The sequence below is a fragment of the Ensifer sp. ENS06 genome (genome assembly GCF_014852205.1).
Classification (GTDB): Bacteria; Pseudomonadota; Alphaproteobacteria; order Rhizobiales; family Rhizobiaceae; genus Ensifer; species Ensifer adhaerens.
Genome location: NZ_JACVBC010000016.1, coordinates 1 through 21,069, shown reverse-complemented (window position 1 = coordinate 21,069; position 21,069 = coordinate 1). Strand labels below are relative to the sequence as shown.

Annotated in this window: 22 protein-coding genes and 1 pseudogene; 10 read left to right on the top strand and 13 right to left on the bottom strand. The window is 59.9% G+C overall.

Annotation, left to right across the window (positions count from 1 at the left end; translation table 11 throughout):
• Positions 1-35 precede the first annotated feature (35 nt).
• Entirely contained in the window at positions 36-1,121 is a 1,086-nt protein-coding gene (locus IB279_RS31970; protein ID WP_090428935.1) for a hybrid-cluster NAD(P)-dependent oxidoreductase, read from the bottom strand.
• On the bottom strand, positions 1,111-2,364 hold the full coding sequence (locus tag IB279_RS31965) for an SRPBCC family protein (RefSeq protein WP_060516815.1): 1,254 nt from the start codon (positions 2,362-2,364) through the stop codon (positions 1,111-1,113). Before IB279_RS31965 ends, IB279_RS31970 begins: the two co-directional genes overlap by 11 nt.
• A gap of 122 nt (positions 2,365-2,486) precedes the next feature.
• Here IB279_RS31965 and IB279_RS31960 point away from each other — a divergent pair, with 122 nt between their 5' ends.
• Positions 2,487-3,398 carry a LysR substrate-binding domain-containing protein gene (locus IB279_RS31960; protein WP_113136420.1) on the top strand — a complete coding sequence of 304 codons (912 nt, stop codon included), beginning with the start codon at positions 2,487-2,489 and terminating at the stop codon, positions 3,396-3,398.
• 360 nt (positions 3,399-3,758) lie between these two features.
• A complete protein-coding gene (locus tag IB279_RS31955; protein WP_060585980.1) occupies positions 3,759-4,244 on the top strand; it encodes a BA14K family protein in 486 nt (161 codons plus the stop codon).
• Between the two features lie 298 nt (positions 4,245-4,542).
• Here IB279_RS31955 and IB279_RS31950 read toward each other — a convergent pair whose 3' ends face one another.
• The gene (locus tag IB279_RS31950) at positions 4,543-5,328 is read right to left on the bottom strand and encodes a L,D-transpeptidase (RefSeq protein ID WP_113136422.1); all 786 of its coding nucleotides are present in this window, start codon (positions 5,326-5,328) and stop codon (positions 4,543-4,545) included.
• Between the two features lie 138 nt (positions 5,329-5,466).
• Here IB279_RS31950 and IB279_RS31945 point away from each other — a divergent pair, with 138 nt between their 5' ends.
• Entirely contained in the window at positions 5,467-5,814 is a 348-nt protein-coding gene (locus IB279_RS31945) for a helix-turn-helix transcriptional regulator (protein WP_113136423.1), read from the top strand.
• Entirely contained in the window at positions 5,807-6,310 is a 504-nt protein-coding gene (locus IB279_RS31940) for an SRPBCC family protein (protein WP_060644509.1), read from the top strand. The genes IB279_RS31945 and IB279_RS31940 overlap by 8 nt, the downstream gene beginning before the upstream one ends.
• A 102-nt stretch (positions 6,311-6,412) precedes the next feature.
• On the opposite strand, the gene IB279_RS31935 is transcribed toward IB279_RS31940, so the two are convergent.
• On the bottom strand, positions 6,413-6,637 hold the full coding sequence (locus IB279_RS31935) for a hypothetical protein (protein WP_060644510.1): 225 nt from the start codon (positions 6,635-6,637) through the stop codon (positions 6,413-6,415).
• Positions 6,638-7,291: 654 nt separating this feature from the next.
• On the opposite strand from IB279_RS31935, the gene IB279_RS31930 reads away from it, so the two are divergent.
• The 3 genes from IB279_RS31930 to IB279_RS31920 all read left to right on the top strand — a co-directional run bounded on the left by IB279_RS31930 (position 7,292) and on the right by IB279_RS31920 (position 10,776).
• On the top strand, positions 7,292-8,440 hold the full coding sequence (locus IB279_RS31930; protein ID WP_060516797.1) for a mandelate racemase family protein: 1,149 nt from the start codon (positions 7,292-7,294) through the stop codon (positions 8,438-8,440).
• Between the two features lie 17 nt (positions 8,441-8,457).
• Positions 8,458-9,087: an SGNH/GDSL hydrolase family protein gene (locus tag IB279_RS31925; RefSeq protein WP_034801894.1), complete on the top strand. Its 630-nt coding sequence runs from the start codon at positions 8,458-8,460 to the stop codon at positions 9,085-9,087.
• Between the two features lie 90 nt (positions 9,088-9,177).
• Positions 9,178-10,776, top strand: a complete 1,599-nt coding sequence (locus tag IB279_RS31920; protein ID WP_060610049.1) for an ABC transporter substrate-binding protein — start codon at positions 9,178-9,180, stop codon at positions 10,774-10,776.
• A 456-nt stretch (positions 10,777-11,232) separates the two neighbouring features.
• Here IB279_RS31920 and IB279_RS31915 read toward each other — a convergent pair whose 3' ends face one another.
• The 9 genes from IB279_RS31915 to IB279_RS31875 all read right to left on the bottom strand — a co-directional run bounded on the left by IB279_RS31915 (position 11,233) and on the right by IB279_RS31875 (position 19,200).
• Complete coding sequence (locus IB279_RS31915) at positions 11,233-11,994, bottom strand: ABC transporter ATP-binding protein (RefSeq protein WP_034801890.1); 762 nt, start codon at positions 11,992-11,994, stop codon at positions 11,233-11,235.
• Positions 11,994-12,830, bottom strand: a complete 837-nt coding sequence (locus IB279_RS31910) for an ABC transporter ATP-binding protein (protein ID WP_060610052.1) — start codon at positions 12,828-12,830, stop codon at positions 11,994-11,996. Before IB279_RS31910 ends, IB279_RS31915 begins: the two co-directional genes overlap by 1 nt.
• A gap of 4 nt (positions 12,831-12,834) precedes the next feature.
• On the bottom strand, positions 12,835-13,722 hold the full coding sequence (locus IB279_RS31905) for an ABC transporter permease (protein ID WP_192340527.1): 888 nt from the start codon (positions 13,720-13,722) through the stop codon (positions 12,835-12,837).
• A complete protein-coding gene (locus IB279_RS31900) occupies positions 13,722-14,744 on the bottom strand; it encodes an ABC transporter permease (protein WP_043619645.1) in 1,023 nt (340 codons plus the stop codon). The genes IB279_RS31905 and IB279_RS31900 overlap by 1 nt, the downstream gene beginning before the upstream one ends.
• A 95-nt stretch (positions 14,745-14,839) precedes the next feature.
• Positions 14,840-15,169 carry a cupin domain-containing protein gene (locus IB279_RS31895; protein WP_060517377.1) on the bottom strand — a complete coding sequence of 110 codons (330 nt, stop codon included), beginning with the start codon at positions 15,167-15,169 and terminating at the stop codon, positions 14,840-14,842.
• Between the two features lie 74 nt (positions 15,170-15,243).
• Complete coding sequence (locus tag IB279_RS31890; RefSeq protein ID WP_034801882.1) at positions 15,244-15,984, bottom strand: FadR/GntR family transcriptional regulator; 741 nt, start codon at positions 15,982-15,984, stop codon at positions 15,244-15,246.
• 80 nt (positions 15,985-16,064) lie between these two features.
• Entirely contained in the window at positions 16,065-16,802 is a 738-nt protein-coding gene (locus tag IB279_RS31885; protein WP_060516792.1) for a FadR/GntR family transcriptional regulator, read from the bottom strand.
• Positions 16,803-16,885: 83 nt separating this feature from the next.
• Complete coding sequence (locus IB279_RS31880; RefSeq protein ID WP_192340525.1) at positions 16,886-18,403, bottom strand: aldehyde dehydrogenase (NADP(+)); 1,518 nt, start codon at positions 18,401-18,403, stop codon at positions 16,886-16,888.
• A 2-nt stretch (positions 18,404-18,405) separates the two neighbouring features.
• The gene (locus IB279_RS31875) at positions 18,406-19,200 is read right to left on the bottom strand and encodes an NAD(P)-dependent oxidoreductase (protein ID WP_090302369.1); all 795 of its coding nucleotides are present in this window, start codon (positions 19,198-19,200) and stop codon (positions 18,406-18,408) included.
• 85 nt (positions 19,201-19,285) lie between these two features.
• Here IB279_RS31875 and kduI point away from each other — a divergent pair, with 85 nt between their 5' ends.
• From kduI to IB279_RS37465, 3 genes and pseudogenes are all read left to right on the top strand, one after another.
• Positions 19,286-20,110, top strand: a complete 825-nt coding sequence (gene kduI / locus IB279_RS31870) for a 5-dehydro-4-deoxy-D-glucuronate isomerase (protein WP_060610057.1) — start codon at positions 19,286-19,288, stop codon at positions 20,108-20,110.
• Positions 20,107-20,850: a 2-dehydro-3-deoxy-D-gluconate 5-dehydrogenase KduD gene (gene kduD, locus IB279_RS31865; RefSeq protein ID WP_060644514.1), complete on the top strand. Its 744-nt coding sequence runs from the start codon at positions 20,107-20,109 to the stop codon at positions 20,848-20,850. Before kduI ends, kduD begins: the two co-directional genes overlap by 4 nt.
• Positions 20,851-20,942: 92 nt before the next feature.
• Positions 20,943-21,069 (top strand): annotated as a pseudogene (locus tag IB279_RS37465) (5-dehydro-4-deoxyglucarate dehydratase); the annotation flags it as partial.

Here is a 21,069-nt window from a genome sequence, read left to right as displayed (position 1 = left end):
CCTGACTGTCCGCTATGTCGATCGCTAGGCCAAGCCTAGCGATCGACGACGAGATCACTGAGCGGCTTCGAACAGCAAGGAAGGAAAAGCCCAGCATCGATCTCTCGTTGCCTTATTCCGCCATTGTGGTTCATCTCGACCGAACCCGATACGAGCTTGGACTTGCACGTGCCGCAGACGCCGTTCGAACACGATGAGGCGAGTTTTACGCCCGCTTTCTTTGCGCAGGAGAGCACGGTCTGCTCGCCCCCGATTTCGATCTTGCGGCCCTGTTTGGAGAACTCGACCTGGAACGTTCGGGTCGCCGGCTGATCGACGATAGGAATATCCGGGGTGTCGATCACGGCCGCATCGAAGCTCTCCTCGATGTAGTTGGATTGCGGAACGCCGAGTTCGGCAGCGATCGTGCGCGCTGCCGCCATGAACGGCGCAGGGCCGCAGCACATGACAATGCGTTCGGCGATATCGGGAACAGCAAGCTGCAAGTAAGCAGCCGATATGCGTCCCGTCAGGCCATGCCAGTTGGTTTCGCCGGTAACGACTTCCGGCAGAAACTGCAAGCGCAGGCCCTTCATCCGGTTGGCGAGTGACGCGAGTTCGTCGCGGAAGATGAGGTCCTTCGGGGTTCGCGCCGCGTGCATGAAGACGACGTCGACAGGCTCGCATGTATCGGCCAATTCGCGAACCATCGCCATGACCGGTGTGATCCCCGACCCTCCCGACAGAAAAAGGTACTTCCGACCGTTCGGGCGAATGAACTGGCCGAGAGGACCGTTCGCCTTGACCTTGGCGTTGACCGTGAGCCGATCGTGAAGCCAGTTCGAGATCTTGCCGTCGGCGACGCGCTTGACGGTCACCGAGAACGCATTGCTGCGCTTCGGCGAGGACGAGATGCTGTAGCAGCGGCTTTCCGGCTCGCCCTCGATATCGAGGTCGAACAGGAAATACTGACCGGCTTCGAAGGCAAAACGTTTGCCTTCGGTGGACGCAAAGGTAAAGGTCTTCACGTCGTGTGTTTCCTGATGGACATCGATGCAGACCAGGTCCTCGTCCGCGTCGCGGCTCCAGATATCGCTCGGCTCGAGACGCCCGGCGGGAGAAAAGTTGCTCTTAGTATCCATGGGCGCGCATCCGGTCGATGTACCACGACGCGAATTTGTCGAGGTTTGTTTCGGAGAAGGGCGAGTAGGGACCCGGCACGTAAGCGGGATCTTCGACGCCGGCATGGGAGCGGGCGACCAGTTCGGCGTCCTGCTCGGTTGTGGCGATCCAGACGTTGGTGAGTTTTTCGAGTTCGTAGTCGACCCCCTCGACGGCATCCTTGTGCACAAGCCATTTCGTCCGCACGAGCGTCTTGTCGGCCGAGAGCGGGATGACAACCGAAACGACGGCGTGGTCGCCCATGAAGTGGTTCCAGCTGTTGTGACCCCAGAGATGCATGTCGCCGAGATCCTTGCGCGACATCGTGCCGAGCAGCTTTGCCGAGGCAGCGGTCGCGTCGGGCGTCTGGGATTCGCCCGCCCCCGAAATGATCAGCCGTTGCGTCCGAAAGTTGGTGGTGCAGTCCACCAGTTGCTCGACCGCCGCGGAGGGGTAGCCATCTGCCTCCCACCGCCTGGTGCGCTCCTCATAGAGCGAAAAATGCTCCTCCGCCTGGGCGCGATCTTCCGGGCTCAAAGCGTCCGGATCGAAGCCGAAATCGAGGTCGACGAAGGAGACGCAGAGCTCGGGATGGTTGGCGGAACAGTGGTAGCATTCACGGTTGTTCTCGATCGTGAGCTTCCAGTTGCCTTGTTCGATGACATCGGATTCATACGCGACCTTGGCGTTGGCGATATCGTAGGGAGCAAGTCGTTCTGCCATGACCCCGACGAGACGCTCAATATCTTCGGGCGGATCGTTCGAAAGGCAGACATAAACAAGGCCGCCAACCGACTTGAAGATCACGGGCTTGAGGCTGCGGCATTCCTTGTCGAAGCTCTTGCCCATATGGGGCGCATAGCTCAGTTCACCGGAAAGCTCATAGGTCCAGGTGTGGTAGGGACAGACAAGCTTCGAAACGATCGTCTTGCCTGGATCGAGCAGTCGGGCGCCTCGGTGGCGGCAGACATTGTGCATGACGCGGATCCCGCCGTCATCGTCGCGCAGGAGGATGAGGCTGGTCTTGCCAATATCGACGACGGTTGCATCGCCCGGCTCCGGTACATCGCATTCAAGCCCAATGCAGATCCAGTGCCGGCGGAAAAAGACCTCCAGATCCGCCTCGAAGACATCCTCTCGCGTGTAGAGACCGGCGGGAAGCGAATGGCCCTCCGCTCTTGCATCAAGCAGCGATGATATGGGAGAAGCAAATGTCTGCAGCATAATTCCACCTTATGTTCCGATCGGAAGCTCGACGGGCTCCACAAAGAGGATCGCTCAGGCGCGGCAGTCGCTCAACGGCACAAATATGCGCGTTTCACATTACCAAATGTAATGGATCCAAGATGGTCAACCTGAGGAAGAAACTACCGCCGCTCACCGCGCTGACGGCCTTTGAGGCAGCGGCTCGATTGTCGAGCTTCACACGGGCCGCGACGGAACTCGGCGTGACGCAGGCGGCTATAAGCAGACAGATCCATTTGCTCGAAGAGGACTTTGGGTTCCCCTTGTTTCGGCGGCTTTATCGCAAGATCGAACTGACTGATAAAGGCCGGCTGCTTTCCGCAGCGGCCGGCGACGCGTTCAATCTTATTGCCGACACCGTTGCGGATCTTCGGTCGGAGGGAGCAGATGACGAGCTGGCAATTGCAGCGACCATCTCCTTTTCACATTTCTGGCTGCTGCCAAGGATCGCTGCCTTTTCTCGAGCCTATCCCGAAATCAAGCTTCGCATCATCACACAAGATGCCCGAACGAGCATCGAGGCTAGCGATGTGGACCTGGCGATCCGCTATGGGACCGGCACCTGGCCGGACGGCCAGGCGGAGTTCTTGTTCGAGGACGAGGTTTTCCCGATTTGCAGTGCAGATTATCTGGCCACGGCGGATCCGATCCGCACGCCGGGAGACCTCATCAATCATCCGCTGATTACGAGCGATATTGATGACCCGACATGGACGGGCTGGGATGAATGGCTTGCAGCATTTTCCGTAAAGGCGCCGAAACGCGCCCGCGGCCTGCGATGCAGCTTCTATACGGAAGCCATTTATGCGGCGATGAACGGGCAAGGCATTGCGCTCGGTTGGAATCGCCTTGTCTCCGACCTTATTCGGCAAACTCGTTTGGTCCGCCTTACCGAAGCCTCCATTCGCACCAGGGCGGCATATTTTGTCGTGGTGCCGGCGAGAAGACCGAAAAAGGAAAGCGGACGGCTGTTCATCGAGTGGCTGCACGAGGTCTCTGCAATCGCTGAATGAGAAATCGTCCGTAACTTGCGGTCGCGGGGGACCAATTTAGCGCCTCCCGCCACTCTTCTTTTTTAGACACTGAGCGACGGCCGTCTGCTGATCGCTAAATGCTCCTCGACGGCGGGCCGAGGCCGCTCCGGAATACAACATGCGCCTTCTTCTTTTGGTGCGAACCGCTGCGCTTGCCGAGCACATAAGACCTTTGCCGGCTGCCATCGGACTGAGGTCCTATGGCAGAACCTCTCGCGTTGACTAAGTTCGTCGAAGGGATTCGATCTGTTGATGATCGGTGGCACCTGCATGGTGCCGAGCCCGTTTGGCCCGTTAGGGGTCGAATACCGATCACTTTGACGCTGTAGGTGGGAAATTATGAAGAAAATAGGTGCAGTACTCTTGGCCGCCGGTACGGCGCTATCGGCGGTGTCGGCGCAGGCGGCGCCGATGTTCTCTGTTTCCGCTGGGCAGACGACTTCCCAGCCGGTCGATTTGATCCATCATAAGCCAGGTCATTACGGCGGACCTCCGCACAAGCGCGGCTACGACGTCTACCGTTACGGCGGCAACCGTTACAATGCGGCTCCACGCTACGGCTACTACAATGGCTATGAGGGTTACCGGTACCGCCGCGACGGGTACCGTCGTCACAGTGATGGATGGTGGTATCCCCTGGCCGCATTCGGGACAGGAGTGATCATCGGTGGCGCGATCGCCTCACCGCCTCGGCGGGTCTATTCCAACGCGCCGTCGTCGCATGTCGAATGGTGCTATGACCGCTATCGTTCATACCGTGCCTACGACAACTCCTTCCAACCCTATTATGGGCCGCGCCAGGAATGTGTGTCGCCGTACTACTGACCAGCGAGGCGCCCGGTTGCGAGAATGCGTCGGGTCGCTTCGATGCTCTCCGACACCGTGGTGGGCGCTGCTTCAGCCGCGTTTCTTGAAGTGGTGGCCCAGAATTTGGGGGATCATGCCGCCTGCTAGTAGGGGCTCTACTTCTTGCCCCGTCTCCACGGCTGCTCGGGCCGTCAATTGCTGGCTTTCACCTTGCCGCTCGATTTCGGCTGCGGTGGCGGCGGCTTTATCCGCACCCGCATCGGCCCGGGTGTTTGGCATCCCGCGTGACCGTTAGAAATGGGCTCGAAGCGCCCTCTTATGCGACGACAATCGGGACTTTGGTCGGCGACGCCTTGACCCGGTTGTAGAGATCGACAACGTCCTGGTTGATCATGCGTACGCAACCGGAAGATGCCTGTGTGCCGATGGTCCACCACTCCGGTGAGCCATGCACGCGATAGCCGGTGTCTTGGCCGTCTTTGAAGATATAGTGTGCCCGGGCTCCGAGCGGGTTGTCGAGGCCACCCGGCTGGCCGCCCGTCCATTTCACCAGCTCCGGCTTGCGCGCAATCATCTCTTTGGGCGGCGTCCAGGTCGGCCACACCTTCGTATACTGGATCTCTGCCCGCCCGCTCCACTCGAAGCCGGCCTTGCCGATGCCGACACCGTAGCGGACCGCTTCTCCACCTTCCTGCACCCAATAGAGATGCCGCTCGCTAAGCCTCACCACGATCGTGCCCGGCGCCTCGCCGGTAGGGTCGCGAACGATCTGACGACGGAATTGCGGTTTGACTTTCTGGAATGGGATTGCTGGGATGACGAAGCCATTGTCGGTCAGCGAGGCATACATCGTGCTGTTGTCGGTGATGTTGCTGTCGACACTGATCGGTGGGATTGCCCCGGTCGACATATAGTCAACGCCCGCAGTCGACATCCGACTGGACGGCTCGAGCGATGGGAGTTCGAGGGACTGCGAGCAGCCGGAGGCACCAAGCAGGGTCATGACGCCGAGGTTCGAAAGCAGGGCACGGCGGGTGACGAGGTAGCCGGGTTCCGAATTGGTCGCGCCGGAAGTGAGCTTCTGATCTTGCGGGTTACGCATGCACTTTTACCCTAGACGAACGTCGGCATCATGCCTCCGGATCGGCGCAGTTTCACGATTCGTGGTTAAAAAGAAGTGAAAGCGTCCCCCGCCGCGCCGCTTGCGTTTCCTTCGGAAGCAAGTTAAATACTGAACTACATGGTTCAGTATTATAATGCCCCTCTCGATCTCTCGTTCGCGGCGCTGTCCGATGCGACCCGTCGCGGGATCATCGATCTACTTGGGCAAGGGGACGCGTCGATCACCAGTCTGGCGGACAAGTTCCAGATGACACTGACCGGCATGAAGAAGCACGTCCAGGTTCTCGAACGGGCGGGGCTCGTCGTCACGCAGAAGGTCGGACGGGTGAGAACCTGCAAGCTTGGGAAACGTGGCCTTGAGGCGGAGGCCGAGTGGATCGAGGCGCATCGCAAACTCTTCGAGGCCCGCTTCGCAGCACTGGACGAGATCATCAGCGAACTGAAACGGGAGGTAAGCGATGAATGAGCAAGTCAACAAAGCCGCTGGCGCGCAGAACCGCACGTCAGTCGAGCGCAAAGGGGACCGCGAACTCGTCGTAACACGGACCTTCAATGCGCCGCCGAGCATGGTCTACCGGGCGTGGAGCCAGCCCGAGCTGTTCCAGCGCTGGTGGGTGCCAAAATCGGCACCTGGCGTTTCGCTCGTATCGTGCCAGATGGACGTGCGTACGGGCGGCAGGTATCGGCTGGAATTCGGCGCCGGCGGTTCGGACACCATGGCCTTTTATGGCAAGTATCTTGAGGTGGTGCCGAACGAGCGCATCGTCTGGACCAACGATGAGGGCGAAGAGGGCGCAATCACGACCGTGACCTTTAAGGACGAGGGCGGCAGAACGTTGCTGACTTTCCACGAAGTCTATCCGTCCAAGGAAGCGCTTGAGGAAGCACTGCAGAGCGGGGCGGCCGCATTGCCCGAGCAGTTGGATCAGCTCGACGAATTGCTTTCCAGCACCGGCGAGTAGCACAGATCGGGAAACGCTCCCCGGTAGACGTCTGGTCCTTTGACGCGGACTTCACGGCCGTTGGGGGGGGCTGGGGCAAAGGCGCATAGCTGGCGAGGGCGGCTAGAGTATCTCAGTCAACTCGAACAGCGGCAGCGCCAAGCAGACCGACAGAACGTGCCAGGGCTCGCCCTCGACCGTGGCTCCGTCACTCATTTCGCTCAGTGTTAGGTTCGGGGCGACGTCGGCGCATGCCTGCTCGAGCAGGGCGATTGCTTCTCGTGATGTCAGTCCGTCCGGATAGCGGACAGCGTATTTTCGGCGAGGATCTGCTTCGTTCAAGGTCATCTTTGCAAGGCTGTCCGCTGAGGTGATGGCGAAGGTATGCGAAGGATCAGAGCTACATCGTGCGGACGGGGAGTGCTTTCGATAGCCCTTCGTTGGTAGCAGCCGCAGTCAAAAAGGATAGGGCAGTCTCGCCGCCGCATTTGTGCTTCCAAAGCGTGTCGTGAAGGAATGGGGTCCCACACTGTGGCGCTGCCGGTGACACAGCCTTCGATTTCTACCAGAAGCCCTGCTCAGCGGTGCGTAACCGTGAAGAAACCCGGATCAGGACGGGTCTGCCGAGCGTTGCTACAAGCCAGCGCGATTTCCAATCGAGGGCAATTTCACGTCTGGATCCTCGGGGGCTGACTGGAAACCTACCCGGCCCGCGAGTGGACGGTCGTTTCCGTTGCTGTTGCGCATGTTCCCCTCGTTCGGCACGTCAATGTTGATCTCACACGTTGGCCGGTCGCTCGCCCTGCTGAAGCACGAAGTTGTCGCTCCGCTCGCATCATGGCTTGGGTCCCGATCTATGCGAAATCACAGGATGGCCGGGTCCTTATCAGGTATATTCTAAAAACATGTCATACAGGTTTGACAGGTTGACTGATATCTGTCTAATCTAGCCCTAGACAAGTTGGTGTGGCCAGGCCGCGCCTTTCACATGCCGGAGGACCAATGATCATCACTGACGTCGAAGTGCGGGTTTTCCGCACGACCACGCGCCGCCATTCGGACAGCGCCGGTCACGCGCATCCAGGCCCGCCGCACCAGGTAGAGCAAGCTATGCTGACTGTTCGCACGGAGGACGGCCATGAGGGGCATTCCTTCACGGCGCCGGAAATCGTGCGGTCGCATGTCATCGACAAATTCGTCAAGAAAGTCCTGATTGGCCAGGACCACCGAGATCGCGAGCGGCTTTGGCAGGACCTTGCCCATTGGCAACGCGGATCGGCCGCGCAGTTGACGGATCGCACGCTCGCGGTGGTCGACTGCGCCCTTTGGGACCTCGCCGGGCGGAGTTTGAAGCAACCTGTATACAAGTTGGTGGGCGGCTATCGCGATAAGGTGTTGGCCTACGGTTCCATCATGTGCGGCGACGAACTGGAAGGGGGGCTCGCAACACCTGAAGACTATGGTCGCTTTGCCGAAGCTCTCGTCAAGCGCGGCTATAAGGGCATCAAGTTGCACACCTGGATGCCGCCTGTCAGCTGGGCGCCGGATGTGAAAATGGACATCAAGGCCTGTGCGGCCGTGCGCGAAGCCGTCGGACCGAATATCCGCCTGATGATCGACGCCTTTCATTGGTACTCGCGCACGGATGCGCTCGAGTTGGGGCGGGGACTGGAAAAGCTCGGCTTCGATTGGATCGAAGAGCCGATGGATGAGCAGTCGCTGTCTTCCTACAAGTGGCTGGCCGACAATCTCGATATCCCCGTCGTTGGTCCGGAAAGCGCTGGCGGCAAGCATTGGCACCGTGCCGAATGGATCAAGGCGGGCGCCTGCGACATCTTGCGGACCGGGGTGAATGACGTGGGCGGCATCACGCCGGCATTAAAAACGATGCATCTTGCCGAGGCCTTCGGGATGGAGTGCGAGGTACACGGCAATACGGCGATGAACTTGCATGTCGTCGCGGCGACGAAGAATTGCCGCTGGTACGAGCGCGGGCTGCTTCACCCGTTCCTCGAATACGACGACGGGCACGACTACCTAAAGTCATTGTCCGATCCAATGGATCGCGAGGGCTATGTCCATGTCCCAGCTCGGCCGGGGCTCGGCGAGGATATCAACTTCGAGTTCATCGAGAACAACCGCGTGCGGTGAGAAGCGGGGTATCTTTCATGAAAACCATTCTCGCTTTTGGAGACAGCCTGACGTGGGGAGCGGATCCGCAGACCGGGCTACGCCATCCGCCTGAAGGCCGCTGGCCCGAGGTGCTCTCGCGTGAACTCAACGGTGCGGCAAAGGTCATTCCCGAAGGACTTGGTGGCCGCACAACCTGCTATGACGACCATGGTGGACCGGCGTGCCGCAATGGGGCCAAGGCGCTGCAAGTGGCGCTCGCAAGCCACATGCCGCTCGACCTCATCATCGTGATGCTCGGTACAAATGACATCAAGCCCGTGCATGGCGGGCGGGCGGAGGGAGCGGTCTCCGGCGTGCGCCGGTTGGCGCAAATCATCGACACTTTTCCCTACAAGCCAAGTGGTGCGAGGCCAAAAATGCTGATCGTCGCCCCTCCACCCTGTTGCGCCGGTCCGGGCGGGGTGCCAGCGGCGGGACGCAGCATTGCTGAATCAGAGCGGCTTTCTCCGCTCTACCGCAAGCTCGCAGATGAACTTGGACACGCCTTCTTTGATGCCGGCTCTGTCGCACACGCCTCGCGGGTCGATGGGGTCCATCTGGAAGCCGCTGCCACGGCGGCGATTGGCCGGGCGCTCGCAGCACCCGTTGCCGAAATTCTTGGCTGATCTGCCCTGGTGCCTGTGGAGGAACAGGTGGGGCAGAACTTGTAACCGGAAGGCCGAACTCCCGCATGGGCGGCCGCAATAGGAGGAAACATGAAACGCTTTCTAGCAACGGTCGCGTTCGGCGCGCTTCTCATCGCTTCAACGCCACACGGCGTGTTCGCCGAAACTCCGGAAGATCAACTCGTCGTCGCAACGACAATGAGCAACATCCTGACGCTCGATCCCGCTGCCATCACTGGCCGCGAGACCGTACAGGTCCTCAACAACATCTACGATACGCTGGTCATCCTTTCGCCGAAGGACCGCAGTGTCCAGCCACGCCTTGCCGAGCGCTGGGAGGTCTCCGCCGATCGCAATTCAATTCGTTTTCACCTGCGTAGCGATGCGAAATTTGCGTCGGGCAATCCCGTCACGGCTCAGGATGTTGCCTGGAGCCTGAAGCGCCTGCTTGCGCGTAATCTCGCGCAGTCTTCTTTCCTGAAAACAAGGGGCTTCACGCTCGAAGAAGCCGACAAAGCCTTCGTCGCCGAAGACGACCACACCTTCGTTATCAATCTTCCGAAACCCGACGACCCGAACCTGCTGCTGATGATCCTTGCGCAGAACGGACCTGGCTCCATCTTCGACAGCAAGACGGTTCTCGAAAACGAGAAGGACGGCGATCTTGGCGCCGCCTGGCTGACCCTGAACTCCGCCGGTTCCGGCCCATTCACGCTCACGCAGTGGAAATCGAACGAGTACATCATCCTCACGCGCAACGACGACTACTGGGGTGAAAAGGCCGCAATGAAGCGGGTGCTGATGCGCCATCTGCCGGAATCGCAGTCGCAGCGGCTGCTTCTGGAAAAAGGCGACATTGACGTTGCCTATTCCTTGCAGGCGCCGGACCTGAAGTCGCTCGAGGCCGATGAGGCGATCGCCATCGCATCGACACCAGGCTCGGGTTTTTACTACCTCAGCGTCTCGATGAAGGATGAGCGCTTCGCCAACAAGAAAGTGCGTGAAGCACTGCGCTACCTGATCGATTACGAGGGTCTCGACAAGGCTGTCATGCCCTACTACGGCAAGCTGCATCAGCGGCCCTTGTCGACAGGCGTCCTCGGCGCGCTGCCGGACGAAGGCTACAAACTGGATGTGGCCAAGGCAAAGGCGCTGCTTGCCGAGGCAGGCTACCCGGACGGCTTTAAGACGACGTTGCGTGTGCTGTCTGAAGATCCTTTCATGAAGGCTGCGACGGCCATCCAGAACACGCTTGCCCAGGCCGGCATCCAGGCGGAGCTCATCAGCGGTTCGGGCGACCAGATCTACGGCGCGATGCGTGAACGGAACTTTGAACTGCTTCTCGGCCGCGGCGGCGGTGGCCAGCAGCCGCACCCCGACAACAATTTACGCTCTATCGCCTACAATCCCGACAATTCGGACGATGCCAAGCTCACCAACTATCAGAGCTGGCGCACCAGCTTCTATGACGAAAAGCTGAACAAGATGATCGAAGAGGCCCTGGTTGAGCGCGACCAGGCCAAGCAGGCCAAGCTCTACGAGGGCGTGCAGCAGTACATGGACGAGGTCGTCATGTCGATCCAACCCTTCTCGGAAGTGGTCGACACGGCCGCGTACCGCAGCGACGTGAAAGGGATGATCGTCAGCCCCTGGCTCTCGCGCTTCGAAGGTGTCACCAAGGAGCGGTGATCGGCTCCAGGAATTAATAAAATGAAGGAAAGAAGGCGCATGTGACCATGCGCCTTCTTTTTGCATTGAAAAGTGCCGTCGGCCGGGCGCCAACGCGTTGCCGAACGAAATCGGCAACGTCACCCCGTGGCTGCCGCTGTTCGGTTTCCTCTCGCTTGAAGCCGAAGTATTCCTCATCTGTGCGGATTTGCGTGGTTGCCTACCCATCGCCCTCGCCTCGCGAAGACCTTCATCACCGGTACATCTGGGGAGGGGCAGCGATTGGCAAGCGTGCCGCGGCCAGGTTCACATGCCCGGGCTGCACTCGCCGAAAGGGTCGCAGGCGTGCTCCCGGGATCATTGGCAAGCTCAGACACCGATAGTCCTCAACCGGGGCCATCAGGCAAGGAAAAGCCCGGCACAGGACCGGGCGAGTTGGGGAGGAGGAGTCTTCTTTTGGGAGGAGATGCGGCTTGCTCAGTGCGAGCCTTCGTACTCCAGCGAGGCGCCGATCAGCTCACGCGCGTAAGCGTGGGTTGCCTGGTTGCCGGGGATCGCCTCGCGCGGCAGCACTTCGGTGATTTCTCCGCGCAACATGACCGCGAAACGGTCGCACATATGGTCCACGACGGCCAGATCGTGCGTCACCATGATGTAGGTGAAGCCGCGCTCCTCACGCAGACGCTGAAGCAGGTTCAGGATTTCCGCCTGCACCGAAACATCGAGCGCCGACGTCGGCTCGTCGAGGAGCAGCAGGGAAGGTTCGAGGATCAGCGCCCGCGCGATCGCAACACGCTGGCGCTGGCCGCCCGAGAGCTGGTGGGGGAAGCGATCGAGAAAGGAGACCGGCAGCCCCACATCCGTGATTGCCTTGCGTATGCGCTCCTCCCGGTCGCCGAGCTTGTGGATGACGAGAGGCTCGTTCAGCACCGTGCGAACCGATTGGCGTGGATGCAGCGAACCGTAGGGATCCTGGAAGACCATCTGCAGCGTGCGGCAACGCTCAATCAGCGGCATGTCACGCACCGACCTGCCGCCGATCAGTACGTCGCCGGTCCAGATGTCGGTCAGCATAGAGATGCAACGCAGGACCGTGGACTTGCCTGATCCGCTTTCGCCGACGAGGCCGAAGCATTCGCCCGGCGCCACGGAGAAGGTGACGGTTGGCAACACCTTGACCGCGGTGGGACCGCTACCGAAGGTGATAGAGACATCGCGAACTTCGATAGAGACGGACATCAGGCTTTCTCCTCCAGCCATTCGGGACGGCGATCGAGCACGCGGAGCGGTGCGCGTGGGCCGCCGATCCGCGGCTGAGCTGCCAGCAGGCCACGGGTGTAGGGATGTTGGGCCTTGTCGAGATCGCAGGCGGCCAGCGTTTCAACGATACGGCCGGCATACATGATGAGTACGCGATCGCAGAAGTTGCGTACAAGGTTCAAGTCGTGACTGATCATGATGAGCCCGATGCCGCGATCCCGCACCAGCCCATCGAGAATGTTCAACACCTGAAGTCGCACCGTGACGTCGAGTGCGGAGGTCGGTTCGTCGGCGATGACGAGCTCGGGATCAGCAAGCAGCATCATGGCAATCATCACGCGCTGCCCCATGCCGCCGGATATCTCGTGCGGATACTGGTCATAAACGCGCTCCGGGTCGCGGATCTTGACTGCCGACAGCATGGCGAGCGCCTTTTCACGCGCCTCCGCCTTGGTGCAATTGAAATGCCGCAGATAGGTTTCCGCCACCTGGTCACCGACCCGGCGAATAGGGTTCAAAGAAAATTTCGGATCCTGAAGGATCATGGACATGCGCCGGCCGCGAACCTTGAGCAGTTCCTTTTCCGAAAGGGCTGTCAGGTCAAGCTCGGCAAAGCGCAGCGTGTCGGCGGTAATCGTGGCGCCCGGCAGAAGTCGCAGCAAGGCCCGTCCGACCGTCGATTTGCCGGAACCGGACTCGCCAACGATGCCAAGGCGTTCGCGGCCGAGGGTGAAGGACACGCCGCGCACGGCATCGGTCGCTGCGCCGCCATAGCGGATGCGGAGGTTTTCGACCTGAAGAATGTCTTTGCTCATCGGTCTACCTCCGGTTCATCTGCTTCGGATCGAGCGCATCGCGCAGCCCGTCGCCGAGAAGGTTGAAAGCGAGACTGACCGAAAGAATGGCGACACCCGGGAAGGTGACGAGCCACCAGCTGTCCAGCATGTACTTGCGGCCTGTCGCAATCATCGCGCCCCATTCCGGCAGCGGAGGTTGGGCGCCGAGCCCCAGAAAACCGAGACCGGCAGCCGTCAGGATAACGGTCGCCATGTTCAGTGTCAGGCGAATGAGCACCGAGGGCAGGCACATGGGCATGATCGACTTGACGATGATGCGTGTGGCCGATGCGCCCTGGAGCCTGGCTGCCGAGATGTAGTCCGCCTTGCGAAAGGTCATTGCCTCTGCGCGCGCGAGGCGTGCGATCGGTGGCCAAGAGGTCAGCGCAATCGCGATAATGGCGTTGTTCAGGCTTGGACCCAGCGCTGCAACGAAGGCGAGCGAAAGAATGAGGCTCGGGAAGGAGAGAAAGATGTCCGTGATCCGCATCATCACGGTATCGACCTTCCCGCCGAGATAGCCGGCAGTCGTGCCGATGACGAGCCCGATTGGGCCAACGACAATCGAGACGAGGAAGATAATCGTAAGCGTGATACGCGAGCCCCAGACCAGGCGGCTGAAGATGTCACGACCAAGCTCGTCGGTGCCGAACAGATGTCCATTTCCAGGCGCCTGCAGCGTGTTTGCGAGGTTCTGGGCATAGGGGTCATGGGTGGCAATCAGCGGCGCGAAGGTTGCGACAAGGACGAGCAGCACCAGGACCGCAAGACCGAAGGTCGAGGTTGGGCTCTTCAACAGGAAGCGCATGATGTTCTTGAGTGCGTAAAGCGGAGCCGGCAAGCGGAACGCAGTTTCAGCTTGGGTGGTCATCAGCGTGTCCTCGGGTCGAAGATGCGATAGAGAACGTCGGACAGAAGATTGAGGGCGATAAAGATAATCCCGACGATCAGGACGCAGGTCATGACGGCGTTCATGTCGCCGGTAATGAGGTTATTGGTGAGATATTGGCCAAAGCCCGGCCACGCGAAGACTGTCTCGATCAGCACGGCGCCTTCGAGCAGCGAGCCATAGGCAAGCGCAATGATGGTGACCAGTTGCACCCGAATGTTGATGAAGGCGTGCTGCCAGATCGTCTGGCTGCGAGAAAGGCCTTTGACGCGCGCCGTCGTGACATATTCCTGACCGAGCTGATCCAGCATGAAGCTGCGGGTCATGCGCGTGATATAGGCGGACGAGGAGTAGCCAAGCAGCGACGCCGGCAGGATGATGTGGTTGACGGCCGACCAAAACACATCCATTTCGCCGGCGATCAGGCTATCGATCAGCAGGAATCCGGTCCGCTCCTCGACAAGGCCAATATAGAACTGGTCCATGCGTCCGCTGCCGCCGACGAGGCCGAGATAAGCATAAAAGACGATAAGCGCGATCATGCCGGTCCAGAAGATCGGCATGGAGTGCCCGAACAGGCTGAAGACGCGCACGACATGGTCGGGCCAGCGGTCCTTGTTGACGGCAGCAAGCACTCCGAGCGGAACGCCGAGGCCGGCTCCGATGAGGATTGCGAAGGTCGCAAGCTCGATCGTTGCCGGCATCACGTGCAGGATATCCTGAATGACCGGCTGGCCCGTGCGGATGGAGGTTCCGAAGTTGCCGGTGAAAACGTCTCCAAGATAGTAGGCGAATTGTTCCCAAAGAGGTCGATCAAGCCCGAGCGAACGATAGACCTGTTCGTAGGTCTCGCGGGTTGCGTCCTCCCCGACGATCGCGCGGACCGGATCGGCAGGCATAAGGCGGCCGATGAAGAACGTCAGGAGCAGAAGGCCGAGCAACGTGACCGCAATGGTCCCGACCTGCCCGGCCACGCCGTGGAAGCGTAGGCGACGAATTGACATGGTTCCTCCATTTGTCAGTCGCCTGCGGTGAGGCGTTACAGGCTCCAATCCTGTATGACAACTTTCACTGAACCTGTCACAGGTTATGTCGAGTGTCAAGCAGAGCTGACGGAGAGGAAGTCATCTCTGCGGGGCGTGAAGCAGTCGATGAGCTCTCCTGCCTCCAGGCATTCGCAGCCATGTTCCGTGTTTCCGGGGATTACGAGGCTGTCGCCAGTCTTCAATTCATAGGTCTGGCCATTGCGAAAGAAGCGGAATTTGCCGCGCGCCACATAGGTCGATTGCACGTGCGGGTGGCGGTGGAGCTTGCCTTTTGCACCGTTTTCGAAGCGAAAGGAGACGACCATGAGCTCAGGCGAATCTGAAAGCACCTGGCGGGTGACGCCGGTATCGGTCGAAATCGTGGGGAAAGTAGGAAGAGACATGCGGACCTCATAGATGATGTATGCCAACATCACCATACATGTCCTTTTGCCTGTATGACAACTCTGCGCGTCTATTAAATTGCGTCGGGGCTCATGGTGCGGGAACGCAAGAGCGCGTTGTACCGATCAAGGCTTCCCCGCAAGTGGGCGCGCATGCGCTCGCGCGCCGCTTCAGCATTGCCTTCGATGATTGCCTCAACGATCTGGCCATGCTCTTCCTGAAGATGGAGGTTGTAGTCCTTCGGGCGCGACCCCGGCGCAGATCCCTGCAACTCGCCGCGCGGAATGATGCCAGTACGGATCAGTTGGAGAAACTCCGGAAAACGCCGGTTTTGCGTGGCTTCCGCAATCGCCAGGTGAAGCTCGAAATCCGCATCGCGCGTAGGATTGCCAGTTGCCAGGCACTCGCCAACACGATGATGGGCCTCAAGAATGGTTTCGATCTGGGCGGGTGAACGGCGCGCGGCCGCCAGCCCTGCCGATTCCACCTCGAAAACCGTCCGAAGTTCAAGAAGCTCTATGACCGACGAAATCCGCTCGGTCTTCAAATCCTTGAAAGGCTGCTCCTTTTCCGGCTTTGTCTCAAGGGCAAATATGCCGGCGCCCTTGCGCGCTTCGACCAGCCCGTCGGCGCGAAGGATGGCAATCGCTTCCCTTACGACTGTACGGCTGACGGAATACTCGCGCGTCAGAGCGCTTTCGCTCGGAAGCCGGTCGCCGGGGCGAAACACGCCTTCCGCCAGATCGCGACGCAGCGCGGCGCTGATTTTTGCCGCAAGCGACGTGCCACGCTCCATAGTGTTTACGGCTTCCATTTTCGTCCCAACATGCTCAAACCTGTCTGGCATGTTAGTCGTAATCTGTTCGAATGCAAGTGCGGCTCTCTCAACCAGTGCTAGCGCAAGGTTCGCAGCATGGAGCGATATCGTGTCTGGCTGTTCTTCAGGTGATCGCGCATGGCCGCGCGAGCCTGTTCCTCATCCCCGCTTTGGACCGCGTCGAGTATCGCCTCGTGTTCATCGAGAAGCCGGCGCATCTCGACGGAGGGAAGGGCGGCTTCCTCTCCCTCGCGGGCGACCGCACGGCGCGGGATGACAGCCGGCCCGAGCACATGGAGAAACTCGGCAAACCTTGGATTGTTCGTCGCTTCGGCAATAGCGAGATGAAAAGCAAAATCGGTTTCGGCGGTCGGCTCACCACTTTCGGCGCGGATGCGAAATGCTTCGAACGCTTCGATAATTTTGCCTTCCTGTCCCGGGGAGCGGCGAAGTGCGGCCAACCCGGCCGCATCGCCTTCGACTGCCGTTCTGATTTCCAGCATCTCGATCAATGATGAGACGCGGGCGAGATCGACGTTGTGAAACGAATTTCTTGCGGCCGGGGCAGGCTCCAGCACGAAAACGCCGACGCCATGTCGTGCCTCGACCAATCCGTCGGAACGCAGTGCTGCAATCGCTTCTCTTACGACAGTGCGGCTGACGTTAAATTCCTTGGTCAGTTGCGCCTCTGATGGCAGGCGGTCGCCGGGCCGGTAGCGGCCCTCGGCGATATGGGAGCGCAGAACGTCGGTAACCTTTGCCACCAGGGTCCTGGGCTGCGGGGCGTTCGTATCGGAAGCAGTCGCTATCGTCATGTGGTTGCCCGGTTCCAGGATGTGGCGGCACCTGCCGCTTCATCTCTGGATACGCCAAAGATGGCGGACGAGGCAATCGCTCCTCAATCCGATAGCAAATCAGCAGGCAAAAGCCCGTCAGGTACATTCTGATAGGATACGGGCCTCAGAAACCTGCGGATCGCCATAGTTCCGACCGAGGTCGCGCCGAAATTCGTAGAGGCCGGATAGGGCCCGCCATGAACCATGGCGTCGCAGACTTCCACGCCCGTGGGAAATCCGTTCACGAGAAGACGGCCGGCCTTGCGCTCCAGGATCGGCATAAGTTGGCGTGCAAGATCGGTGTCTCCGTCGTTGAGATGAAGAGTTGCAGTCAGCTGGCCATCGAAACTCTGGGCGACGACGACCAGTTCTTCAATGCTTTCGGCCGTGACGATGAGGCCGAGCGGGCCGAAGACTTCTTCTGAAAGCGTATGGTTGGCGAGCCAGTCCCGTGCAGAGACGAGGAAGAGATTGGGTGTGACGTTGCGCCGATCGCAGCTGGATGTGAAGACGTCGCGAACGCCGCGGCCTGAGGCAATGCGATTGCGCCCATCGCGATACGCTTTGGCAATTCCATCCGTCAACATCACTTGTGCGCCGATCTGCGAAAGCGCCGCACGCACGCTTTCCGCAAACGCTGGCGCCTCGCCTGCTGCGATCACGGCAATGCCTGGATTGGTGCAGAATTGTCCGGCGCCCATCGTCAACGAGCTTGCCCAACCCTTGGCGATTTCCTCGCAGCGGACCTTGCCGGCTTCGGGCAGGATGAACATCGGGTTGACCGAACCCAGTTCGCCGAAGAAGGGGATTGGTTCCGGGCGCTTCGCACATAGGTCGAAAAGCGCGCGGCCACCCGCAAGCGAGCCGGTAAAGCCGACGGCCTTGATGAGGGGATGTGTAACGAGGCCAGTGCCGACGTCCCGGCGACCGCCCTGGATGAGTGAGAATACGCCGGGGTGAAGCCCTTGCTTCCTGATCGCTGCGTGGGCAGCCTCGGCAACCACTTCGCTCGTCCCAGGATGGGCTGAATGGCCCTTCACGATGACCGGGCACCCGGCGGCAAGAGCCGACGCGGTATCGCCGCCCATTGTCGAGAAAGCCAGCGGAAAATTGGAGGCACCGAACACCGCAACCGGACCGACAGGTCGCTGAAGCAGTCGGATATCGGGGCGCGGCAGGGGCTTTCTGTCCGGCAGCGCTTCATCGTGGCGTCTGTCGAGATAGTCGCCCTTTCCGAGATGGGCTGCAAAAAGTCGGAGCTGGCCGGTGGTGCGTCCACGTTCTCCATCTAGCCGGGCGGGCGGCAGACCGGTTTCTGCACTGCCGATCTCGGTAATGGCCGCCCCGCGGCTTTCTATCTCATCGGCAATGGTTTCTAGAAAGGCCGCGCGCTCTTTCCGGCTTGAATGGCCATAGGACCAGAAGGCATCCTCGGCCGATTTCGCGGCCCTGTCGACCAGATCCGGCGTGCCGACGGAAAAGTCAAACGCGGCACCATGGGCCGGTTCGCTGCTGAATGTCTGCTCGGTCGCGATCCACAAGCCCGCAACCAGGTGTTTGCCGTGAGGGGTGAAGGTCATTGTCACTCCTTGAAGATAGGATTGTCGGTAAAGGCACCGCCTTGAAAGCGCGCCATTGATTTGTCGGGGGTTGGTTTCGCGGCGTTCGTTTGGATTTTCTCGCGCCAGGCCTCGGCGTTGTCTTTCGCCCTCCAGCCGAGCCAAGCCAGATGCGAATTGTCCCACCAGCAGCTGTCGTTTGCTGAAACGCCCCAAATGACCGGGCAACCAAGCACTGGGGAGCGGAAAGCGGCTTCGATCAGCGATGCGAAATCGCCATGAGAAAACCAGGTCGACAGCATCCGATGGTCCATCGGCTCAGTTGTACAGGAGCCGATGCGCACCAGTGCTGTCTCCTGTCCGAACTTGTCGAAGTACAGGCGGGCGAGCGATTCACCGAAGCATTTGGACACACCATAGAGCCCGTCGGGGCGAAACGGTGCATCGGGCCCAAGTCGATCAGTCTGCGGATAGTAGCCGATCGTGTGGTTTGAACTTGCAAAGATGATGCGGGGCAAGCCATGGGCGCGGGCGGCCTCGTAGAGATTGTAGAGGCCGACGATGTTGCCGGTGACAACCTCGTCGAACGGGCGTTCGACGGAGATCCCGCCCAGATGCACGATACCGTCGCAGCCCGCCACCATCGCGTCGACGGCCCATGGTTCGGCGAGATCGCAGTGCATCCATTCCTCGTTGGGGCCGGTGACATCAGCCGGTGCGATGTCGCCAAGACGGATTGTTTCGGCAAGCAACGCCAGTCGCGGTCGCAAGGCGCGGCCAAGCGCGCCAGCCGCGCCCGTGATCAGGAGGCGTTTCATTCGGGTCTTGACCTTGAACACGTTATCATACAATACGGACTTACATGTATTATCTCTTGTTCGCAATACCTCAAAGGAGGACCGAATGCTGACCGTCGAAACAAGGCAGGCCGTTAATCCGGACTATGCGCGAGCGCTCGATACAGGAGGCCTGCGTAAGCATTTCCTGGCGCAGGATATGTTCCGGCCCGGTGAGATCCGGCTGGTCTACACGCACTACGATCGCTTCGTTATGGGAGGTGCCGTTCCTAACGGTGCTGCGCTGACGCTCGATCGGGTCGATGAAACGAAGACGCCGTCCTTCCTTGACCGGCGCGAAATGGGTGTCGTGAACATCGGTGAGGCCGGTACGGTGACAGCCGGTGATGAGATATACGCGCTCAACCGCGGCGATGTGCTCTATCTCGGGGCCGGTTCTGGTGCGGTGACGTTTGCCGGACGCGGACGTTTCTACATCGTCTCCTGCCCGGCGCACCGCAGCCTGCCGGCGCGGCTTGTGACACTCGGTGAAAGCAAGGAGGTCAAGCTTGGCGCGATGGAAACCTCCAACAAGCGGACCATCAATCAGTTCATCCACCCGCTCGTGATGGAAAGCTGCCAGCTCGTGCTCGGCTACACAACGCTCGAAGACGGCTCCGTTTGGAACACGATCCCCTCCCACGTGCATGATCGCCGCATGGAGGCCTATCTCTATTTCGGTATGGACGAAAAATCTCGCGTGCTCCATCTGATGGGTGAGCCACAGCAGACGAGGCATCTGTTTATCGCCAACGAGGAAGGCGCGATCTCGCCGCCATGGTCGATCCACTCGGGCGCGGGCATCGGCTCTTATACCTTCATCTGGGCGATGGCCGGCGACAACGTCGATTACACGGATATGGATTTCATTCAACCGGCGGATCTGCGATGAAAAATCTCTTTTCTCTTGAAGGACATAAGGCTCTCGTCACAGGGGCGAATACTGGTCTTGGCCAAGCGATCGCAGTTGGCCTGGCTCAGGCGGGCGCTGAGGTTGTCTGCGCCGCGCGCAGGGCGCCCGACGAGACCCTTGCGCTCATCGACAAGGCCGGGGGAAGGGCGACTGCACTGGCGCTTGATTTCGCCAATCCGATGGCGGCAACCGGAGTATTTGCCGGTGCGGAATTCGACATTCTCGTCAACAACGCCGGAATCATCCGTCGCGCTGACGCGGTTGATTTTTCCGAAGCTGATTGGGATGCAGTCATGGATGTGAACCTCAAGGCACTGTTCTTCACGACCCAGGCTTTTGCCAAGGAGCTGCTTGCGAAGGGCATGTCCGGCAAGGTGGTCAACATCGCGTCGCTGCTTTCCTTCCAGGGCGGAATTCGCGTACCGTCCTACACCGCCGCCAAGCATGGCGTTGTGGGCGTCACGAAGCTTCTCGCCAACGAATGGGCGTCAAAAGGCATCAACGTCAATGCGGTTGCGCCCGGCTATATCGAGACCAACAACACCGAGGCTCTAAGGGCAGATCCTGAACGTAGCAAGGCAATACTCGAGCGGATTCCGGCGGGCCGCTGGGGGCGCTCCGAAGACATTGCGGGTGCGACCGTGTTTCTGTCTTCGGCGGCTGCGAACTACATCCATGGTGCGGTGTTGAATGTCGATGGCGGTTGGCTGGCGCGCTAAAATAACTTGTATGATGAGTTGTATGATGACTATTGACATTGGTGTGATATCCCGATTATCTGGGGCTATCAACCATAGAGGAAATCAACGTTATGAACCCTGAGCAGATCAAGGCCGCGCTTGGATCGGGCCTGCTTTCGTTCCCGGTGACGCATTTCGATGCGGAGGGTCGGTTTGCGCCGGACAGCTATCGGGCGCATGTCGAGTGGCTGGCCGGCT

What these genes read in the sequence shown, in the direction of transcription:
- IB279_RS31970 (WP_090428935.1), bottom strand. Translation starts at nt 1,121, where the DNA reads ATGGATACTAAGAGCAACTTTTCTCCCGCCGGGCGTCTCGAGCCGAGC.
- IB279_RS31965 (WP_060516815.1), bottom strand. Translation starts at nt 2,364, where the DNA reads ATGCTGCAGACATTTGCTTCTCCCATATCATCGCTGCTTGATGCAAGA.
- IB279_RS31960 (WP_113136420.1), top strand. Translation starts at nt 2,487, where the DNA reads ATGGTCAACCTGAGGAAGAAACTACCGCCGCTCACCGCGCTGACGGCC.
- IB279_RS31955 (WP_060585980.1), top strand. Translation starts at nt 3,759, where the DNA reads ATGAAGAAAATAGGTGCAGTACTCTTGGCCGCCGGTACGGCGCTATCG.
- IB279_RS31950 (WP_113136422.1), bottom strand. Translation starts at nt 5,328, where the DNA reads ATGCGTAACCCGCAAGATCAGAAGCTCACTTCCGGCGCGACCAATTCG.
- IB279_RS31945 (WP_113136423.1), top strand. Translation starts at nt 5,467, where the DNA reads ATGGTTCAGTATTATAATGCCCCTCTCGATCTCTCGTTCGCGGCGCTG.
- IB279_RS31940 (WP_060644509.1), top strand. Translation starts at nt 5,807, where the DNA reads ATGAATGAGCAAGTCAACAAAGCCGCTGGCGCGCAGAACCGCACGTCA.
- IB279_RS31935 (WP_060644510.1), bottom strand. Translation starts at nt 6,637, where the DNA reads ATGACCTTGAACGAAGCAGATCCTCGCCGAAAATACGCTGTCCGCTAT.
- IB279_RS31930 (WP_060516797.1), top strand. Translation starts at nt 7,292, where the DNA reads ATGATCATCACTGACGTCGAAGTGCGGGTTTTCCGCACGACCACGCGC.
- IB279_RS31925 (WP_034801894.1), top strand. Translation starts at nt 8,458, where the DNA reads ATGAAAACCATTCTCGCTTTTGGAGACAGCCTGACGTGGGGAGCGGAT.
- IB279_RS31920 (WP_060610049.1), top strand. Translation starts at nt 9,178, where the DNA reads ATGAAACGCTTTCTAGCAACGGTCGCGTTCGGCGCGCTTCTCATCGCT.
- IB279_RS31915 (WP_034801890.1), bottom strand. Translation starts at nt 11,994, where the DNA reads ATGTCCGTCTCTATCGAAGTTCGCGATGTCTCTATCACCTTCGGTAGC.
- IB279_RS31910 (WP_060610052.1), bottom strand. Translation starts at nt 12,830, where the DNA reads ATGAGCAAAGACATTCTTCAGGTCGAAAACCTCCGCATCCGCTATGGC.
- IB279_RS31905 (WP_192340527.1), bottom strand. Translation starts at nt 13,722, where the DNA reads ATGACCACCCAAGCTGAAACTGCGTTCCGCTTGCCGGCTCCGCTTTAC.
- IB279_RS31900 (WP_043619645.1), bottom strand. Translation starts at nt 14,744, where the DNA reads ATGTCAATTCGTCGCCTACGCTTCCACGGCGTGGCCGGGCAGGTCGGG.
- IB279_RS31895 (WP_060517377.1), bottom strand. Translation starts at nt 15,169, where the DNA reads ATGTCTCTTCCTACTTTCCCCACGATTTCGACCGATACCGGCGTCACC.
- IB279_RS31890 (WP_034801882.1), bottom strand. Translation starts at nt 15,984, where the DNA reads ATGGAAGCCGTAAACACTATGGAGCGTGGCACGTCGCTTGCGGCAAAA.
- IB279_RS31885 (WP_060516792.1), bottom strand. Translation starts at nt 16,802, where the DNA reads ATGACGATAGCGACTGCTTCCGATACGAACGCCCCGCAGCCCAGGACC.
- IB279_RS31880 (WP_192340525.1), bottom strand. Translation starts at nt 18,403, where the DNA reads ATGACCTTCACCCCTCACGGCAAACACCTGGTTGCGGGCTTGTGGATC.
- IB279_RS31875 (WP_090302369.1), bottom strand. Translation starts at nt 19,200, where the DNA reads ATGAAACGCCTCCTGATCACGGGCGCGGCTGGCGCGCTTGGCCGCGCC.
- kduI (WP_060610057.1), top strand. Translation starts at nt 19,286, where the DNA reads ATGCTGACCGTCGAAACAAGGCAGGCCGTTAATCCGGACTATGCGCGA.
- kduD (WP_060644514.1), top strand. Translation starts at nt 20,107, where the DNA reads ATGAAAAATCTCTTTTCTCTTGAAGGACATAAGGCTCTCGTCACAGGG.